The 16,166-nt window shown below is 58.0% G+C and carries 16 protein-coding genes; 11 read left to right on the forward strand and 5 right to left on the reverse strand.

The features are described 5' to 3' along the window. Position 1 precedes the first annotated feature (1 nt). The 3 genes from AAE029_RS00575 to AAE029_RS00585 are packed head-to-tail and all read right to left on the reverse strand — an operon-like array spanning position 2 to position 1,800. Positions 2 to 1,219 (reverse strand): Nramp family divalent metal transporter, encoded by a 1,218-nt coding sequence (locus AAE029_RS00575; RefSeq protein ID WP_371070837.1) that lies wholly within the window; start codon positions 1,217 to 1,219, stop codon positions 2 to 4. After that, a complete protein-coding gene (locus AAE029_RS00580) occupies positions 1,216 to 1,587 on the reverse strand; it encodes a hypothetical protein (protein ID WP_371070838.1) in 372 nt (123 codons plus the stop codon). The genes AAE029_RS00575 and AAE029_RS00580 overlap by 4 nt, the downstream gene beginning before the upstream one ends. Before the next feature lie 36 nt (positions 1,588 to 1,623). Next, positions 1,624 to 1,800 (reverse strand): hypothetical protein, encoded by a 177-nt coding sequence (locus tag AAE029_RS00585; protein ID WP_371070839.1) that lies wholly within the window; start codon positions 1,798 to 1,800, stop codon positions 1,624 to 1,626. Positions 1,801 to 2,042: 242 nt separating this feature from the next. Here AAE029_RS00585 and AAE029_RS00590 point away from each other — a divergent pair, with 242 nt between their 5' ends. From AAE029_RS00590 to AAE029_RS00600, 3 genes are all read left to right on the forward strand, one after another. After that, positions 2,043 to 3,443 (forward strand): cytochrome B6, encoded by a 1,401-nt coding sequence (locus AAE029_RS00590; RefSeq protein ID WP_371070840.1) that lies wholly within the window; start codon positions 2,043 to 2,045, stop codon positions 3,441 to 3,443. 19 nt (positions 3,444 to 3,462) lie between these two features. After that, a complete protein-coding gene (locus AAE029_RS00595) occupies positions 3,463 to 4,086 on the forward strand; it encodes a DUF4142 domain-containing protein (protein ID WP_371070841.1) in 624 nt (207 codons plus the stop codon). A 105-nt stretch (positions 4,087 to 4,191) separates the two neighbouring features. After that, positions 4,192 to 4,713, forward strand: a complete 522-nt coding sequence (locus AAE029_RS00600) for an NADH-quinone oxidoreductase subunit B family protein (RefSeq protein ID WP_371070842.1) — start codon at positions 4,192 to 4,194, stop codon at positions 4,711 to 4,713. 44 nt (positions 4,714 to 4,757) lie between these two features. On the opposite strand, the gene AAE029_RS00605 is transcribed toward AAE029_RS00600, so the two are convergent. Next, complete coding sequence (locus AAE029_RS00605) at positions 4,758 to 5,219, reverse strand: NUDIX hydrolase (protein ID WP_371070843.1); 462 nt, start codon at positions 5,217 to 5,219, stop codon at positions 4,758 to 4,760. A gap of 117 nt (positions 5,220 to 5,336) precedes the next feature. Next, positions 5,337 to 6,341 carry a substrate-binding domain-containing protein gene (locus tag AAE029_RS00610; RefSeq protein ID WP_371070844.1) on the reverse strand — a complete coding sequence of 335 codons (1,005 nt, stop codon included), beginning with the start codon at positions 6,339 to 6,341 and terminating at the stop codon, positions 5,337 to 5,339. Between the two features lie 184 nt (positions 6,342 to 6,525). Between AAE029_RS00610 and AAE029_RS00615 the strand changes: the two genes are divergently transcribed. The 8 genes from AAE029_RS00615 (at position 6,526) to AAE029_RS00650 (ending at position 16,119) form a co-directional block, all read left to right on the forward strand. Then, positions 6,526 to 7,554, forward strand: coding sequence for an ABC transporter substrate-binding protein (locus tag AAE029_RS00615; RefSeq protein WP_371070845.1), 1,029 nt, complete (start codon positions 6,526 to 6,528; stop codon positions 7,552 to 7,554). Between the two features lie 79 nt (positions 7,555 to 7,633). Beyond that, positions 7,634 to 9,871 carry an ABC transporter permease gene (locus AAE029_RS00620; protein ID WP_371070846.1) on the forward strand — a complete coding sequence of 746 codons (2,238 nt, stop codon included), beginning with the start codon at positions 7,634 to 7,636 and terminating at the stop codon, positions 9,869 to 9,871. Next, positions 9,868 to 10,965, forward strand: coding sequence for an ABC transporter ATP-binding protein (locus AAE029_RS00625; RefSeq protein WP_371070847.1), 1,098 nt, complete (start codon positions 9,868 to 9,870; stop codon positions 10,963 to 10,965). The genes AAE029_RS00620 and AAE029_RS00625 overlap by 4 nt, the downstream gene beginning before the upstream one ends. After that, positions 10,962 to 11,759: an inositol monophosphatase family protein gene (locus tag AAE029_RS00630; RefSeq protein ID WP_371070848.1), complete on the forward strand. Its 798-nt coding sequence runs from the start codon at positions 10,962 to 10,964 to the stop codon at positions 11,757 to 11,759. Before AAE029_RS00625 ends, AAE029_RS00630 begins: the two co-directional genes overlap by 4 nt. Before the next feature lie 214 nt (positions 11,760 to 11,973). Then, a complete protein-coding gene (gene ugpB, locus AAE029_RS00635) occupies positions 11,974 to 13,266 on the forward strand; it encodes a sn-glycerol-3-phosphate ABC transporter substrate-binding protein UgpB (protein WP_371071518.1) in 1,293 nt (430 codons plus the stop codon). A 67-nt stretch (positions 13,267 to 13,333) separates the two neighbouring features. Next, positions 13,334 to 14,215: a sn-glycerol-3-phosphate ABC transporter permease UgpA gene (gene ugpA / locus AAE029_RS00640; RefSeq protein WP_371070849.1), complete on the forward strand. Its 882-nt coding sequence runs from the start codon at positions 13,334 to 13,336 to the stop codon at positions 14,213 to 14,215. Between the two features lie 9 nt (positions 14,216 to 14,224). Further along, positions 14,225 to 15,073, forward strand: coding sequence for a sn-glycerol-3-phosphate ABC transporter permease UgpE (gene ugpE, locus AAE029_RS00645; protein ID WP_371070850.1), 849 nt, complete (start codon positions 14,225 to 14,227; stop codon positions 15,071 to 15,073). Beyond that, entirely contained in the window at positions 15,073 to 16,119 is a 1,047-nt protein-coding gene (locus tag AAE029_RS00650) for a sn-glycerol-3-phosphate import ATP-binding protein UgpC (RefSeq protein WP_371070851.1), read from the forward strand. The genes ugpE and AAE029_RS00650 overlap by 1 nt, the downstream gene beginning before the upstream one ends. The last annotated feature ends 47 nt before the right edge of the window (positions 16,120 to 16,166 follow it).

Here is a 16,166-nt window from a genome sequence, read left to right on the forward strand (position 1 = left end):
CTCAGCCTCCCCAGATTTGAAGCGGTATGGTGATGATCGCAAACAGGAACGCCATTCCAATGACGAAGAGAACGACGACGTTCCCAATCCAGCCATTCGTGTGCTCGCCGACGTAAATCCTGTCGTTCATCAAAAAAAGGAACGGTACCACGCCGAAGGGAAGGCAGATGGCGGTAATTGCCATCGAGAACACCGTGAGTTGCAACGGATCAAGGCCGGCGGCGATCGGTAAGAGGGCGATGACAATAGAGATTGTGTATACCAGGCTGAAGGCCGGGTTGGCTCTCGGTCTTGCGTTCTCCGACCAATTCCAGCCAAAACCTTGGGCGACGAGGTAGGCCTGAGCCAGGCTGACCTCCAAGGCTGCGCCGAAGCAAGTGATCAGAAGCGAAATGGAAAAAAGATAGATTCCCCATCCGCCAAAGGCCGGCGTCAGGATCATGGCGATCTGCTCATAGGCTCCCACATCTTCGATGCCGCGCGGCTGGTAAACCATTGCAGCAAGGGCGATGATGGCAACCGAAATGACCGCTCCAAAGGTCATGCCAAATGTCGCGATCGCTTTGTTTGCGCCGAAGTAGGACTTGTCCCATTGCTCCTCAATAGCGCCCGACGAGTAGAAGAAAAAAAGATAAGGCGAGATAACGGCTCCAAGAATGCTGACCGCGATAAAAGCATAGTGGAGACTGTCTTTCTCAGGCAATGATGGGATCGCCCCCTTCGCCATATCGAGCCATGGCGGTCCCATGACGAACATGGCGACCACGAATGAGAGCGCAAGCAATCCGAGGATGGAAATGCCGTTCTCGATCATTCCGAACGTGCCGCGCCATAGCAGCAGCCAGACTGCGATGGCGGCAGGCATCGCCCACCATTGGAAACTCCAGCCGGTCAGAAACTGAAGGGCCAATGCCACGCCCCCTATTTCCGCCGCCAGCACCATGAGATTCACCAGGAAGGTGACAACAAGCGTCAGGAGGAAGAGATTGGAGCCGAACCGGTCCCTGATGCCGTCGGCAATCGTATAGTGGCTCGCGATAGCAAAGCGACCTGACATTTCCACGAGAAAAATAAGGCAGACCGTGCCCAGAATGACGGACCAGATGAGACTGAAACCATAGGCGGCGCCCGCCTGAGTTGAGGTTGCGATCAGACCCGTTTCCAGAAAGCCGCCAATGCTTGTGACGATCCCGAGAGAAACCTGGAGAAGCTTCTTCATGGCGTCTCCGGTGCGGCAAGAAGCTCATCCCTCGTTTGCCTGAGCGCTTCCAGCGTGCGCTCCGCTTCGGAACGGTCATTTTTCGATGCGGCTTCCGCTGCTTTCGCGAGAAGAGGATCGAACCGGTCGAGCACCGACCTCTGTCTCGGGGAGAGCGTGGTATTTTTCAATTGATCGAGGAGCGAAGACACTTCGTTGCGGCATCGGTCGACAGCAAGGCTGCTGAACGTTTCAGGAACCTGGCCACTGCTGCGCGCATGGATGATCATCTCTGCGCTTGCGATCCAGGAGGTTGTCTGCTGCAAAAGTTGCCTCTGCTGATCCCCCTCGTCAGAGCATGACGTCAGGACGACTATTGTAAAAAGCATGCATGCTTTCGATACCAGCGACTGCAGATGAGCCTCCTAGCTTTCCTTGCTATTCCGCCTGAGCGAAGGCAGGACATCCCGTCCGAAGGCGGTGATGAACTCATGCTGATTGCGACCGACGTTGTGAACATGGATCTGCTCGAGCCCATGGCGGCATCGGCTTCCATCGACGATCACTGCTTCTTCATACCAACTGACACTGGGGTCCCTCACTCCCATGGCTCCTGTCACAGATCTCTGTCGCGATCCTAACGGCTGAATGATTTGCAAGTTCCGCGAGCCAACAAACTCGATCGGCGAGCCTGTTGTCGAGGGAGAGGTTCCATGAAGCACCGCTGCCATCGGAAACTGGCCATTCCCAGAAGCGTCGTCTCCCATGCGAATTAACTCGGAACATTCTGCGTTACGCATGGTTCGGCGTCGCGGCTTGGTCCACAAGTGGAGAGGAGAGGGACATGCGGAAATCTTTTGGCCTGTTTTGTGGTGCCTCACTTGCCGGTGTTGGCGTTCTGACGGTCGGCGCCTTATCCGATCCGTTGCCGCCCGATACGACATACCGGCCATTGCCGACCATGCCATTTTCCGAAGCAAGGAAGATTGACGAGGCGCAGAAACCTGACGTGATGCAACGGCAGCGTAATCTTCTGGAACGCCGCTATGACCTGTCCGACAGACCCTTGCCTGGTGTCATGATGTCTGCAGGCATGAAACCGGTCCAGGACGGAGTCCGGGTAAAGCTTCCCGCCGATACCACATGGGACCAACTTGCAACGATGACACCGGCGCAGATTAGGGACAGAAACCTGCTGCCGGAAGGTTTCCTACCGCTGCCGCATGTGAAACAGCCGACTGGAGGGCAGGTCTTTCCAAATCGTCAGATCGATGAGATCCACGCACAGGAAATGCGCGATCTGCGCCGGTTCGACGTTGATTTCGACCTTCCTGACAACCTCACTCCCGAATTCCCGCCTCCCATCTTCCTGACGACGCATCCGGAACTCGGTGACGTTTCCCGGGGCCAATTGCTGACCATCAAGAACTTCTACGAGATCATGAACGGCATCATCACCCCGGTTCAGATGGAGGGTCTGCGCCTGCTTCTGACGCCGTTCCCCCAGGAGGAATTCAATCAGACCGAAGATCGCAAGGTTGCCGATCAAAGCATAGGTGTCGCCTGTCTCGACTGTCACTCCAATTTCCACACCAATGCCGCCTTTCATTTGACGCCGGATGTGCGTCCGCAGGCAGACCGCTTCCGACTGGACACGACGAGCCTGCGCGGCCTTTTCAACCAGCAGATTCATGGATCAAAGCGATCGCTGCGGTCGGTCGAAGATTTCACCGAATTCGAGCAGCGAACGGCTTATTTCAACGGCGACCACGTCAGCGCGACGCGTAAGGGCGTCAACCTCCCTGACCGGCCAAACCAGGTGGCAATGATGGCGCAAATGCAGAACATCATCGACTTTCCGCCCGCCCCGAAGCTCGATCCGTTCGGCCGGCTGGATCCGGCGCTCGCCACGGAGCAGGAATTGTCCGGCGAACGTATCTTCATGGGCAAGGGACGCTGTGCCGACTGTCACGTGCCGCAGACGGAGTTCATGGACAACAACATGCACGACCTGAAACTCGAGCGCTTCTACAAGATCGGCCAGGTCTTCAACGATTTCGTCACACTGCCCGACGGCCTCATCAAGACCTTCACGCTGCGCGGCATCAAGGATTCGCCGCCCTATCTGCATGATGGGCGCCTGATGACGCTCGCCGACACCGTCGAGTTCTTCAACCTTGTCCTTGGGGTCAAGTTGAGCGAGCAGGAGAAGAAAGATCTCGTCGCATATCTGCTGACGCTGTGAAGGGATGAAGGAGAAGTCCATGTATCGCCATCCTATCGTTATACTCGGCGCACTTGTGCTGTTGAGCGGCACCGCTGCCGCCCAGATCGGCAATCCGGCCGGCATGGGTGTCGACACCAGGATGTCCAAGCCGGGCGTTCCGGCTCCCCATCAGACGAACAACCAGGACCGGCTGTTCGCTAAGCTCGCTGCTGCCGGTGGACTGGCGGAGGTGGAATTGGGCAAGATGGCCGGCGGCAAGGCGAAGGCCGACGCCGTGAAGCAGTTCGCCGATATGATGGTTCGTGACCACACCGATGCCAACACCAAACTAAAGGATCTGGCTGACGCGGCGAAGATCCCGCTTCCGAGCGAGCTCGATCCGGATCATCAGTTGGTCCGCGATCGGTTGAACAAGCTGAATGATGAGGCTTTCGATGCCGCCTACATCAAGGCACAGATCGTTGACCATCAGAAGGCGGCGCAGTTGCTGGCATGGGAGCTTTCCTTCGGCGAAGATGCCGAGATGCAACGTCTGGCCGCGGCCATTTTGCCGGTCGTCCTCGATCATCTCCGACGCGCACAGGAAATCAATGCCATGTTGACCGGTGCCGCGGTCCGCACACTGCCGGAGGCCATGGTGATGAATGAACGAAAGCCATAGCAAAGGCTGCGTGACTGGTCTCCAAGGGCGTTGCGACGCCGACGCAGAAAATATGGAACATTCGATATCGAACTTGGTTGGGGGCGTTTGGCGAAAGGAGCTGTCATGTCGATCCCCGCCAACGACGCCACGCCATTCCGCAACTTCGACCACTTTAATTCGGAGCTCGCCGATCGCGGGTTTCTTGTCACATCCGCCGACGATCTCATCACTTGGGCTCGGACAGGCTCTCTGATGTGGATGACCTTCGGTCTCGCTTGCTGCGCAATCGAGATGATGCAGGTTTCCATGCCTCGCTACGACATGGAACGCTTCGGCGTCGCGCCACGTGCAAGCCCCCGTCAGTCCGATCTGATGATCGTCGCCGGCACCCTGTGCAACAAGATGGCTCCGGCACTTCGGAAGGTCTACGATCAGATGCCTGAGCCTCGCTACGTGATCTCCATGGGGTCCTGTGCCAATGGCGGCGGGTATTATCACTACTCATATTCGGTGGTGCGGGGCTGTGATCGGATAATTCCCGTCGACATCTATGTTCCAGGCTGCCCGCCGACCGCCGAGGCTTTGCTTTACGGCGTAATGCTCCTCCAGAAGAAAATCCGCAGGACGGGGACAATCGAACGTTGATAAGCGTGAGGCAAAGCTGCCGAAGGGATTGACCTTGTGAAAGGCTATTTTCGCGGAGCTCCGTCGAGCTTGCGTCGCAGCAGGAGGAATAGACCTTTCAATTCCGGCTCCTTCACACGTAGGGCTGCCTCGAGGCAAGAAACCCACTCGAGCGTTCGTTGATCCTTCTCTGGGAAATCCTCCTCCATCGATTCCACCTTCAGCAGGTGCACCTGTACCAGACAGGGCACGCGCTGTCCGCTATCCAATTCCTTGAGATAGGTAAAATACCCGAAAGGTTTTTTCTTTGCCTTGCCTCTGACACCTGCTTCCTCAAGCGCCTCTTGCGCGGCGACCTGGTGCGGCTTTTTGCCGTCCATCGGCCAGCCTTTGGGTATGATCCATCTGCCACTCTCACGCGATGTCAGGATGAGAACCTGAACACCGTCGGCGGCGTGCCGGTAACACAGGGCGGCACATTGCTCAAAATGAGGCCCGAAGAAAAGTGCGTCGGTGCGCTTCGCCAATTCTCCGAGGAATATGCGATCTTTCTTTCCTATCAACTTTTTATGCGAATTGATGGTGCCGCTCCGATCGCTGTTTGTGGTTCCCGCCCAAGCCTATTCCGAACATGCGTTCCTTTTTCAGCCTCCTCTTACCGAGCCACGCCAAACGAGGTCCGCGTGCAGCCTTATGGACTGACCGTTCATCTGGCTGTCATCTTTTCCTAACCAGCCGATAGCTTCCCGCGCGATCGCTTCCACCGGCTGGGAAAAGGTCGTCAAATCATAGGAAGACCACGACGCCTGCTCGATATCGTCAAAACCTACAACGCAGAGCTGGCTTGGTATCGCAACGGAGAACTGATGTCTGGCAGTATCCATGAAGCCACAGGCCAGAAGATCGCTGGCGCAGAACACGGCATCCGGCCGTTGTTCTCTTGTCAGCAGGCGTTGCGCGAGAACCCTGCCTGCAGCATATCCCGTCCAGCCATGACGCTCGACGACGACCTCGAGCCCCAGAGCCTTGGCAGCAGCGACGAATCCTCGCTCCCGCGCCATCAGGCTCGGCGTACCGGCCTCGGAATTTGCAAAAGCGAGCCTCCTGCATCCGGCGCGAACGAAGGCGGTCACGACTCGTCCTGCGGCTTCGTGGTCATCGAGATTGATACGCAGCGGGCCCGGTTGGTCGTCATCGCGGTTGATCAACACGAGACGCTGACCGTTTCTGAGGCATAGCTGGGTGATGGATTTGTCGGGCAGGCCCGAAAGTATGATCGAGGCATCCGCCCGATACCGAATCGCTTGATGAAGGGCGCGGTCGACACTTCCATCCGAACGATCGGTATTGACCAACATTGCCACCTTGCCAGCCATTTGCAATTGCTGTGTCAGTTCGCGCAGTACCGCCGCGCGATAAGGTGTCGACACCTCCGAGACGATCAGACAGACGATGCCACTCTCGTTGCGCATCAGGCCACGCGCGAGATGGTTGACGTGATAGCCGAGTTCCTCTGCTGCTTCCATGACCTTCCGGCGGGTCTCTGCCGAAACGCTTGCCCCGGGCGTGAAGGCGCGCGAAACGGCGGAGCGCGACACGCCCGCTCTTTTTGCGACCTGGTCGGCACTGACGAAAATCTTGGACGACACGACTTCCCCCAACGAGTCCCTTGCCATTTTGCATGATTTGCAAAGGTGTGCAATGGTAACTCGTGCCGCCGATTGTGACAGTTTTATGAAGAAAGCAATTGACAGCTATTCTTGGCTCATGCAGCATTTGCACACGCTTGCAAAGGCGGGCGACGTGGAGGCGTCGTCATAGGAGGAGGAAAATATGCGTTCGATCAAAATAGCTGCAGCCGTGTTTGCAGCGAGTGTGTCCTTTGTTGCCTACGCCGCACATGCCGCCGGCGATCTCAATCTCATCTGCTCCGCAGACGTCGTGATCTGCGAAATGATGAAGGATCGCTTCGAAAAGGAAACGGACATCAAGGTGAACATGGTTCGGCTTTCGTCGGGAGAAACCTATGCCAAGATCCGGGCCGAGGCGCGCAACCCCAAGACGGACCTATGGTGGGCGGGAACGGGTGACCCGCACCTGCAGGCGGCGGCGGAAGGTCTGACGCAGGAATATAAGTCGCCAATGCTTGACCAGCTCCAGGATTGGGCAAAGCGCCAGGCGGAGAGTGCGAACTACCGCACGGTGGGCGTCTATGCCGGTGCGCTGGGCTGGGGCTACAATAGTGACATTCTTAAACAAAAGGGATTGAAAGAGCCGAAATGCTGGGCTGATTTGCTCGACCCTTCCTATAAGGGCGAAATTCAGATGGCGAACCCGAATTCATCAGGAACAGCCTATACTGCGCTTGCCACTCTGGTTCAGATCATGGGGGAGGACAAGGCATTCGATTATCTCGGCAAACTGAACGCCAATATCTCGCAATACACGAAATCCGGTTCCGCGCCGGTTAAGGCTGCAGGCCGCGGCGAGACGGCGATCGGCATCGTTTTCATGCACGATGCGGTTGCCACGGCCGTCGAAGGTTTTCCGATCAAGGCTGTCGCACCCTGTGAAGGGACCGGTTACGAAATCGGTTCGATGTCGATCATCAAGGGCGCAAAAAATCTCGACAACGCCAAGAAATGGTATGACTGGGCTCTGACGGCGGACGTCCAATCCCATATGAAGGATGCAAAGTCCTTCCAGCTTCCGTCAAACAAATCCGCCGAGGTGCCGAAGGAGTCCCCGAAGTTCGAGGACATCAAGCTGATCGACTACGATTTCAAGACCTACGGCGAGCCGGAAAAGCGCAAGGCGCTGCTTAGCCGCTGGGACAAGGAAATCGGCGCGAAGGCAAATTGATGTTCCAAGCCGCAGCGCATGGACGGCTGCCGAAGAAGTGGCCGGCCATCGAAGCGCGGCAGAGCCGGGAGCGCATTCAATGAACAACAATAATAGCAGGCTGGATGTCGCTCTCGTCTCTGCATTTGCCGCCCTGATGCTGCTCCCGTGGTATCGGATAGAAGGCGGCTTCTTCGGCTTTGACTGGCTGTCTGATTTCCCCGGTGCCGCCTCCACAGCGCCCGGGATCTTTCAGATCGTCGAGCATGGCCGATGGTGGCTCGCGATCGCCGTTCTCCTTGTTCTGATTGGCGGCATCGCGCGCTTCCTCCCTGACCCGTCGAAACGCGGAACCCTTCTTGTCTGGACAGGCGCCCTCGGCATTCTCTTCCTCGGGATCCAGGGTCTGGCGATCGGCTTTACCGGATGGAGCTGGACCATAAGTGAAACGCTGTTCGGCGCTCTTCCCGACGGCCAGCCTTCGATGGGCGCCGGGGCCGTGGTTGTCGGCCTCATCTTCGTGCTCTTCTTTTCCTTCGGCCTTGCAGAACGCGGCACCATGAAAGGTGACGCCTTTGTGATCAGCGCGATCACAATGCTGGTTTTTCTGGTGACGATCTTTGTCTTCTATCCGATCGGCAGCATGTTCGTTGGCGCTTTCCAGGATTTCGACGGATCCTTCAAGCCGGATGGCTTCATCAACAATATTCAGGATTCGTCGATCTGGAGTCTCGGCTGCGTAGTGGGCGGAGAACGCTGCGGCGTCGCATGGCGAACGCTCTGGCTGGCAATCATGACCGCCACGGGCTCAACGGTCCTCGGTCTTGCTTTCGCACTCGTGGCGACCCGCACGCAGTTCCCGTTCAAGAAAGCGCTGAGGCTGTTGACGATCCTGCCGATCATAACGCCTCCCTTCGTGGTCGGCCTTGCCCTGACCCTGCTCTTCGGCCGCGCCGGCGTTGCCACGCAGGCAATTTCAGCGTTGCTCGGTGTCGAACCTGGCCGCTGGCTTTATGGTCTCACCGGCATTTGGATCGCCCAGGTTCTGTCCTTCACCCCAATTTCCTTTCTCGTGCTGATCGGCGTCGTCGAGGGAGTAAGCCCCTCGATGGAGGAAGCCTCGCAAACACTGCGCGCCAACCGTTGGCGCACCTTCTGGCGCGTCTCGCTGCCGCTGATGAAACCGGGTCTGGCGAACGCCTTCCTGATCGGTTTCATCGAAAGCATGGCGGATTTCGGCAATCCGCTGGTCCTCGGCGGCAGCCATGGTGTGCTTTCGACCGAGATCTTCTTTGCCGTGGTCGGTTCGCAGAACGATCCGACGCGCGCCGCTGTGCTGGCCATGATCCTGCTCTGTTTCACGCTGACGGCCTTTCTCGCCCAACGGCTGTGGCTGTCCGGCAAGAATTACGCAACCGTCACCGGCAAGGGCGATTCCGGTGCGCACATCGCCTTGCCGCGTGGCCTGTCGATCGCCATCCATGCGATCGTCATTCCGTGGATAATGTTTACGATCGTCGTCTATGCAATGATCCTCTTTGGCGGGTTCGTCCGCACCTGGGGCCTCGACAATACGCTGACATTCGAGCATTACGCCCGCGCCTTCTCGATTGGTTTGCGCGATGACGGTGGGCTGGCGTGGACCGGCGTCGCCTGGAATTCGTTCTGGACGACGATGGAAATCGCCTTGATCTCCGCTCCGCTCACTGCCGCGGTCGGCCTTCTGACTGCCTATGTCATCGTCCGACAGAGGTTTGCCGGTCGGAATCTCTTCGAATTCGCGCTGATGATGAGTTTTGCGATCCCCGGCACTGTCATCGGCATCAGCTACATCATGGCTTTCAATCTGCCGCCGCTTGAAATGACCGGCACGGCGCTGATCCTTGTTGCCTGCTTCGTCTTTCGCAATATGCCTGTCGGCGTGCGCGGAGGGATTGCCGCCATGAGCCAACTCGACAAAAGCCTTGACGAAGCGTCCCTGACGCTTCGCGCAGACAGCTTCCGCACAATCCGTAAAGTCATCCTGCCGCTGCTGCGACCCGCGATAACGGCCGCCCTCGTCTATTCCTTCGTGCGCGCAATCACGTCGATCAGCGCCGTCGTCTTCCTCGTCAGTGCGCAATACAACATGGCGACATCCTATATCGTCGGCCTTGTCGAGAACGGTGAATATGGCGTGGCGATCGCCTATTCCACCACGTTGATCGTCGTGATGATCACCATCATTGCAGGCTTCCAGCTTCTGGTCGGCGAGCGGCGTCTAAGGCGCGTAAATCGTGTCGCCCTTGCGGCGCCTGATGCCAAATCAGCGCCCATTGGTCAGGAGAAAACCGCATGAGCGTCAACAAACCCGGTTCTGTCGTCTTTCAGAATGTGCGCAAGAATTTCGGCGCCTTTACCGCAATTGCCGATCTGTCTCTGACGATCGAACCCGGAACACTCGTGACCTTGCTCGGGCCTTCCGGATGCGGCAAGACCACGACCTTGCGCATGCTGGCGGGCCTCGAACATCCCTCGGCGGGCCGCATCCTCATAGGCGGCAAGGACGTTACCATGCTGCCGGCTAACGAGCGCGACGTCTCGATGGTTTTCCAGTCCTATGCACTTTTCCCGCACATGACCGCGCTCGACAACGTTGCCTACGGTCTCGAATCCTCCGGCCTCAAACGTAAGGAGGCCCGCGAGCGTGCCGAGGACGGTCTGAAGCTCGTCGGCCTCGCCGGCATGGGCCAGCGTCTGCCTGCCGAGCTCTCCGGCGGCCAACAGCAGCGCGTGGCCGTCGCCCGTGCACTGGTTCTCGAGCCGCAGGTTCTGCTTCTCGACGAACCGCTGTCGAACCTCGATGCGCGCCTGCGCCGTCGGGTGCGAACGGAAATTCGCGAGTTGCAGCAGCGCCTCGGCTTCACCGCAGTCTACGTGACGCACGATCAGGACGAGGCGCTGGCCGTTTCCGACCAGATCATCGTCATGAAAGATGGTGAAATCGCCCAGCAAGGCGCACCGCGCGATCTTTACGATAAGCCGGCATCTGCCTTCATCGCCGATTTCATGGGTGAGGCTAACGTTGTCCCGTGCGACATCGTCGGCATCGAGGGTGAGAAGGCAACGATCAATGTCGAAGGGCTCGTGCATCACATTCACGGTCATAATGTTCACCCCGGCCCAGCACAGCTCGCGGTGCGACCGAACGCCATCACGCTCTCACCTCGAAACGGCGGCGCCTTCAACGGTCAGATTACCCATGCCGCCTATCTCGGCGACCATGTGGAATATGAAGTCAAGACAAAGAGCGGGACCCTCTTTGTCGTCGATCCGGCGGTTGAACGGGAACTTCAGCCTATGATGGAGGTGGAGATCGGCTTCAAAGATCGCGGTATAGCCATCATCGGCGCCTCAGCGCCACGTCGTTCATCAAGGGAAGTTATTACATGACATCAATCGTTCCGGGCCTCAAAGCGCGGCTGGCACTGACGGAAGAGATCGCCGAAGAAGCCGGCTCGCTGGCACTCGAATACTTCAATCGCCGCGAAACGCTTATTGTCGAAACAAAGCGCGATCTCCAGGATGTTGTGTCGATCGCCGATCGGGAAGTGGAAAATCTCATTCGAGCGCGCCTTCGCGAAGCGTATCCCGACGACGGCATTCTCGGCGAAGAATATGGCCTGGAAGCAGGAAGCTCGGGCTTCATCTGGGTCGTCGACCCAATTGATGGAACCAGCCCTTTTGTGAATGGCATGCCGAACTGGTGCGTGTCCATCGGCCTCCTGCATGAGGGCATGCCGGTGATCGGCGTCATCTACGCACCCTGCCACAAGGAGCTTTATTCCGCAGCGCTTGGCCATGGCGCCACGCTCAACGGCAAGACGCTCAAGCTCGACACGACCCGCAATATCCGAAACGCCGTTACGGGCATCGGCGCCAATAACTATGTCACGCCTTCTGCCGTTGCGAAAATTGTCGAAGATCTGCTTTCGGCGGGCGGCAACTTCATCCGCAACGGCTCGGGTGCGCTGATGCTCGCCTATGTCTCGGCTGGGCGGCTGGTCGGCTATTACGAACCCTATATGCACGCATGGGATTGCATGGCGGGTTATTGCCTCGTGAAGGAAGCCGGCGGCTGGTACCAGCCCTTTCCTACGGAAGGTGACCGGCTGACGAAAGGAGCGCCGGTTCTTGCCGCTGCCCCCGGTGCCGTCGACGATTTACGACAGGTAGCTGGCTTATAAAAAAAGCTGGCCGGGGACCTGTTCTGTGCTGGACAGAGAACAAAGCGGCGCTAGCTTGCGTTGAACACGTTTGCAACGCTAGTGCGCCCGTCCTCGGGTGCCACTGTTGCGCAAGATTTCCGCCGCGATCGAGGAGGGTCGCCCGCGGAAGGGTCAGAAGCCGGCTGTGCCGGCCTCGTCAAGGGACAGGGAGGAAAAAATGTCCATTCGTACAATGCTCGTATCGACGGCCGCTATCGCCCTTTCGCTCGGGTCGACATCGCACGCCTTTGCAGCGACCGAGCTGCAGTGGTGGCACGCCATGGCCGGCGCAAACAATGAGGTGGTCGAACAGCTGTCGAAGGAGTTCAACGAGAGTCAGAAGGAATACAAGATCGTTCCGGTGTTCAAGGGCAGCTACCCCGAGACGCTGAACGCCGGCATTGCAGCATTCCGCGCAAAGCAGGCTCCGGCAATCCTTCAGGTTTTCGACGCCGGCAGCGGTGTGATGATGGGAGCGGAAGGTGCGATCATGCCGGCCGCCGAGGTATTGCAGAAGGGCGGATATACGTTCGACAAGTCGCAGTATCTGCCCGGCATCGTGGCTTACTATTCAAAACCGGACGGCACGATGCTGTCGTTCCCCTATAACTCATCCTCTCCCATCCTCTATTACAACAAGGACACCTTCAAGAAGGCCGGCCTTGATGCGGAAAATCCGCCGAAAACCTGGCCCGAAGTGTTCGAGGCTGCCAAGAAGATCAAGTCGAGCGGTGCCGCTCCCTGCGGCCTGACCTCGACGTGGCTTACATGGATCCAGACGGAGAATTTCGCGGCCTGGAACAACGTCGCCTATGGGACGGGCGAGAACGGCCTTGCCGGGGTCGACGTCACGCTCGAGTTCAACTCACCGCTCTTCGTACAGCATTTTCAATCGATCGCGGATCTCGCCAAGGATGGTGTCTTCCGCTATGGCGGACGCACGTCCGAAGCCAAGCAGCTGTTCACGTCAGGGGAGTGCGGCATCATGACGGAATCCTCCGGTGGCCTGGGCGACATCATCAAGACGGGCATGAACTACGGCATCGGTCAACTTCCCTATTATGAAGGCCATGGTCCGCAAAACACGATTCCCGGCGGCGCCAGCCTCTGGGTCTTTGCCGGCAAGAGCGACGAGGAATACAAGGGCATCGCCGAATTCTTCCACTTCCTGTCCCAGACAAAGATCCAGGCCCGCCTGCATCAGGTCTCCGGCTACATGCCGGTGACGATGGCCGCCTACGAGGAAACCAAGAAGTCGGGTTTCTATGAGAAAAACCCCGGCCGCGAGACGCCGATCCTGCAGATGATGGGCAAGGCACCAACGGAAAATTCGAAAGGGGTTCGCCTCGTGAACCTGCCGCAGGTCCGTGACATCATGAACGAGGAATTCGAGGCAATGCTTTCGGGCAAGCAGGATGCAAAAGCCGCACTCGACAAGGCCGTGGAACGCGGCAATGCCGCCATAAAGCAGGCTGTTAGCCAGTAATCACCGGCGTCTCCCCGTCCGCAGCCGAGGGGCCTGCGGGCGGTTCCTTCATGTCGAGGAGGCCGCTGTGCAGCGCGTCGTTTTTCCGAACAAGATACTTCCCTATTTCCTGCTCGCCCCGCAGATCATCCTGACCCTTGTCTTCTTCTTCTGGCCCGCAAGCCAGGCGCTCTATCAGTCGACACAGCGCGAGGATCCCTTCGGCTTGAAAAGCGGCTTTGTGGGGTTCGCCAATTTTCGCAGCGTTCTTTCGGATCCGAATTACCTTCATTCCGTGGAGGTCACGATTATCTTCAGCATACTCACGGCGCTTCTCGCGATGGTGCTGGCTCTGGCGCTCGCCGCCGCCGCCGACAAAGTCGTACGGGGTCAGACCTTCTATCGTACGCTGTTGATATGGCCCTACGCCGTTGCCCCCGCCGTCGCGGGCATGCTCTGGCTCTTCATGTTCAATCCGGCAATGGGTACCTTCGCCTATCTCCTGCGGCGCAACGGCTTTCACTGGGACCCGCTTTTGAACGGTCCCCAGGCCATGACCCTCGTTGTCGTTGCCGCGGCCTGGAAGCAGATCAGTTACAATTTCCTCTTCTTCGTCGCGGGTCTGCAGGCGATCCCTAAATCGTTGATCGAGGCAGCCGCAATCGACGGCGCCCGCGGCAGCCGACGCTTCTGGACAATCGTCTTTCCGCTGCTGGCGCCGACAACCTTCTTCCTGCTCGTCGTCAACACCGTCTACGCCTTCTTCGACACCTTCGGCATCATACATTCGGTGACCGGCGGCGGACCGGCCAAAGCCACGGAAACACTGGTCTACAAGGTCTACAACGACGGCTTCGTCAACCTCAATCTCGGCTCTTCGGCGGCGCAATCGGTGATCCTGATGATCATCGTCATCGCGCTGACCGCATTCCAGTTTCGCTTCGTCGAGAAGCGCGTGCATTATGCGTGAGGCCGAGAGATGATCGAAAATCGCCCGATTGCCACTCTCCTCGGCCACCTGATGCTGGTCATCGGCATCATCATCGTCGCTTTCCCGATCTATTATACCTTCACCGCCTCGACGATGACTTCGGCCGAGATCATCCGCCCGCCCATTTCGCTGCTGCCCGGCGGGCATTTCGCCGAGAACTACGAACAGGCCATCGCAGGTGGCGTCGAGCGCGTGGTCGGCGTCAGTCTGGAGCGGCTCCTGCTCAACACCTTCATCGTGGCGACGGCGATCGCCGTCGGCAAGATCGCGATTTCCTTCCTTTCCGCCTTTGCGATCGTCTTCTTTCGCTTTCCCTTCCGGATGGTCTTCTTCTGGATGATCTTCATAACGTTGATGCTGCCGGTCGAGGTACGGATCCTTCCGACCTACAAGGTCATCGTCGATCTCGGCATGATCGATACCTATGCCGGATTGACCCTGCCGCTGATGGCATCGGCGACGGCGACCTTTCTCTTCCGCCAATTTTTTATGACCATCCCTGGCGAGCTGGTGGAGGCAGCCCGAATCGACAATGCGGGTCCCTTCCGCTTCATGCGCGACATCCTGCTGCCGCTGTCGAGAACGAATATCGCCGCTCTTTTCGTGATCCTCTTCATCTATGGCTGGACACAATACCTTTGGCCGCTGCTCGTCACCAATGACGCGAAGATGAACACGATCATCATCGGGCTCAGAAAAATGATGGATTTCGCAGATGCTGCAACGCCATGGAACTTTGTGATGGTCACCGCAATCCTCGCGATCATCCCGCCAATCATCGTCGTGGTCCTGATGCAGCGCTGGTTTGTCAAGGGACTTGTGGAGACCGAGAAGTAATGGCCAGGATTAGCCTCAAGGATGTGCGCAAGACCTATGCCGGCAACATCGAAGCCATCAAGGGCGTGTCTCTGGATATAGCTGACGGTGAGCTGGTGGTGCTCGTCGGTCCCTCTGGATGCGGAAAGTCCACGCTTCTGCGCATGATCGCGGGGCTTGAAGGCATCACTGGCGGTGAGATCGTGATCGGTGCGCGCGTCGTCAACAAGCTGGAACCCTCCGAACGCGATATCGCCATGGTTTTCCAGAACTACGCGCTTTATCCCCATATGACGGTTCGCCAGAATCTCGCCTACGGGCTGAAGAACCGCAACACGCCCAAGGACGAAATCGAACGGCGGATCAAAAAGGCGGCCAAGTCACTGGAGATCGAGCCATATCTCGAGCGCAAGCCGCGCCAGCTTTCGGGAGGCCAACGTCAACGTGTCGCAATGGGTCGCGCCATTGTTCGTGAACCGGCAGCCTTCCTCTTTGACGAGCCTCTGTCGAACCTCGACGCCAAACTGCGCGTACAGATGCGTGTGGAGATCAAGCGGTTGCAGCGCGCGCTCGCGACGACAAGCGTCTATGTAACCCACGACCAGATGGAAGCGATGACGCTTGCCGATCGTCTTGTCGTCCTGAACGGTGGCAGGGTCGAGCAAGTCGGTACGCCAATCGAGCTTTACGAAAAGCCTGCAAGCACTTTCGTCGCAACCTTCATCGGCTCTCCATCGATGAATCTTCTGGAAATCGCCGGCAACTTCATTATGCCTGCGGCAGTTTCGATACCGCCAACCACTGCAACGATCGGGATTCGACCGGAGAACCTTCGCCTCGCTGTTCCTGGGCGGCAGGCCGATTTCACCGCCGAAGTTCGCGTGGGTGCGGTCGAACTCGTTGGCGCCGAAAGCTATGTGCACAGCGCACTGCCAAATAAACGGGACATTGTCTTCCGCGTTCCCGGCCGCTCACCGATCTCGATCGATGAACGCCTTTCGATAGCGGCAGATCTTCAGGATTTGCACTTTTTTGACGAGGAGGGGCATCGGATTTCAATCGCTTAGAGCCGGATGATTTAGGTCGAATTGCCCTGAAATCTCAATCCGTCCCA

The sequence above is a fragment of the Sinorhizobium sp. CB7 genome (assembly GCF_041357635.1).
GTDB lineage: Bacteria > Pseudomonadota > Alphaproteobacteria > Rhizobiales > Rhizobiaceae > Rhizobium.

Bases quoted from the DNA above. Each gene is read 5' to 3' on its own strand.
- AAE029_RS00575 (WP_371070837.1), bottom strand. From the start codon at position 1,219: ATGAAGAAGCTTCTCCAGGTTTCTCTCGGGATCGTCACAAGCATTGGC.
- AAE029_RS00580 (WP_371070838.1), bottom strand. From the start codon at position 1,587: ATGCTTTTTACAATAGTCGTCCTGACGTCATGCTCTGACGAGGGGGAT.
- AAE029_RS00590 (WP_371070840.1), top strand. From the start codon at position 2,043: ATGCGGAAATCTTTTGGCCTGTTTTGTGGTGCCTCACTTGCCGGTGTT.
- AAE029_RS00595 (WP_371070841.1), top strand. From the start codon at position 3,463: ATGTATCGCCATCCTATCGTTATACTCGGCGCACTTGTGCTGTTGAGC.
- AAE029_RS00600 (WP_371070842.1), top strand. From the start codon at position 4,192: ATGTCGATCCCCGCCAACGACGCCACGCCATTCCGCAACTTCGACCAC.
- AAE029_RS00615 (WP_371070845.1), top strand. From the start codon at position 6,526: ATGCGTTCGATCAAAATAGCTGCAGCCGTGTTTGCAGCGAGTGTGTCC.
- AAE029_RS00620 (WP_371070846.1), top strand. From the start codon at position 7,634: ATGAACAACAATAATAGCAGGCTGGATGTCGCTCTCGTCTCTGCATTT.
- AAE029_RS00625 (WP_371070847.1), top strand. From the start codon at position 9,868: ATGAGCGTCAACAAACCCGGTTCTGTCGTCTTTCAGAATGTGCGCAAG.
- AAE029_RS00630 (WP_371070848.1), top strand. From the start codon at position 10,962: ATGACATCAATCGTTCCGGGCCTCAAAGCGCGGCTGGCACTGACGGAA.
- ugpB (WP_371071518.1), top strand. From the start codon at position 11,974: ATGCTCGTATCGACGGCCGCTATCGCCCTTTCGCTCGGGTCGACATCG.
- ugpE (WP_371070850.1), top strand. From the start codon at position 14,225: ATGATCGAAAATCGCCCGATTGCCACTCTCCTCGGCCACCTGATGCTG.
- AAE029_RS00650 (WP_371070851.1), top strand. From the start codon at position 15,073: ATGGCCAGGATTAGCCTCAAGGATGTGCGCAAGACCTATGCCGGCAAC.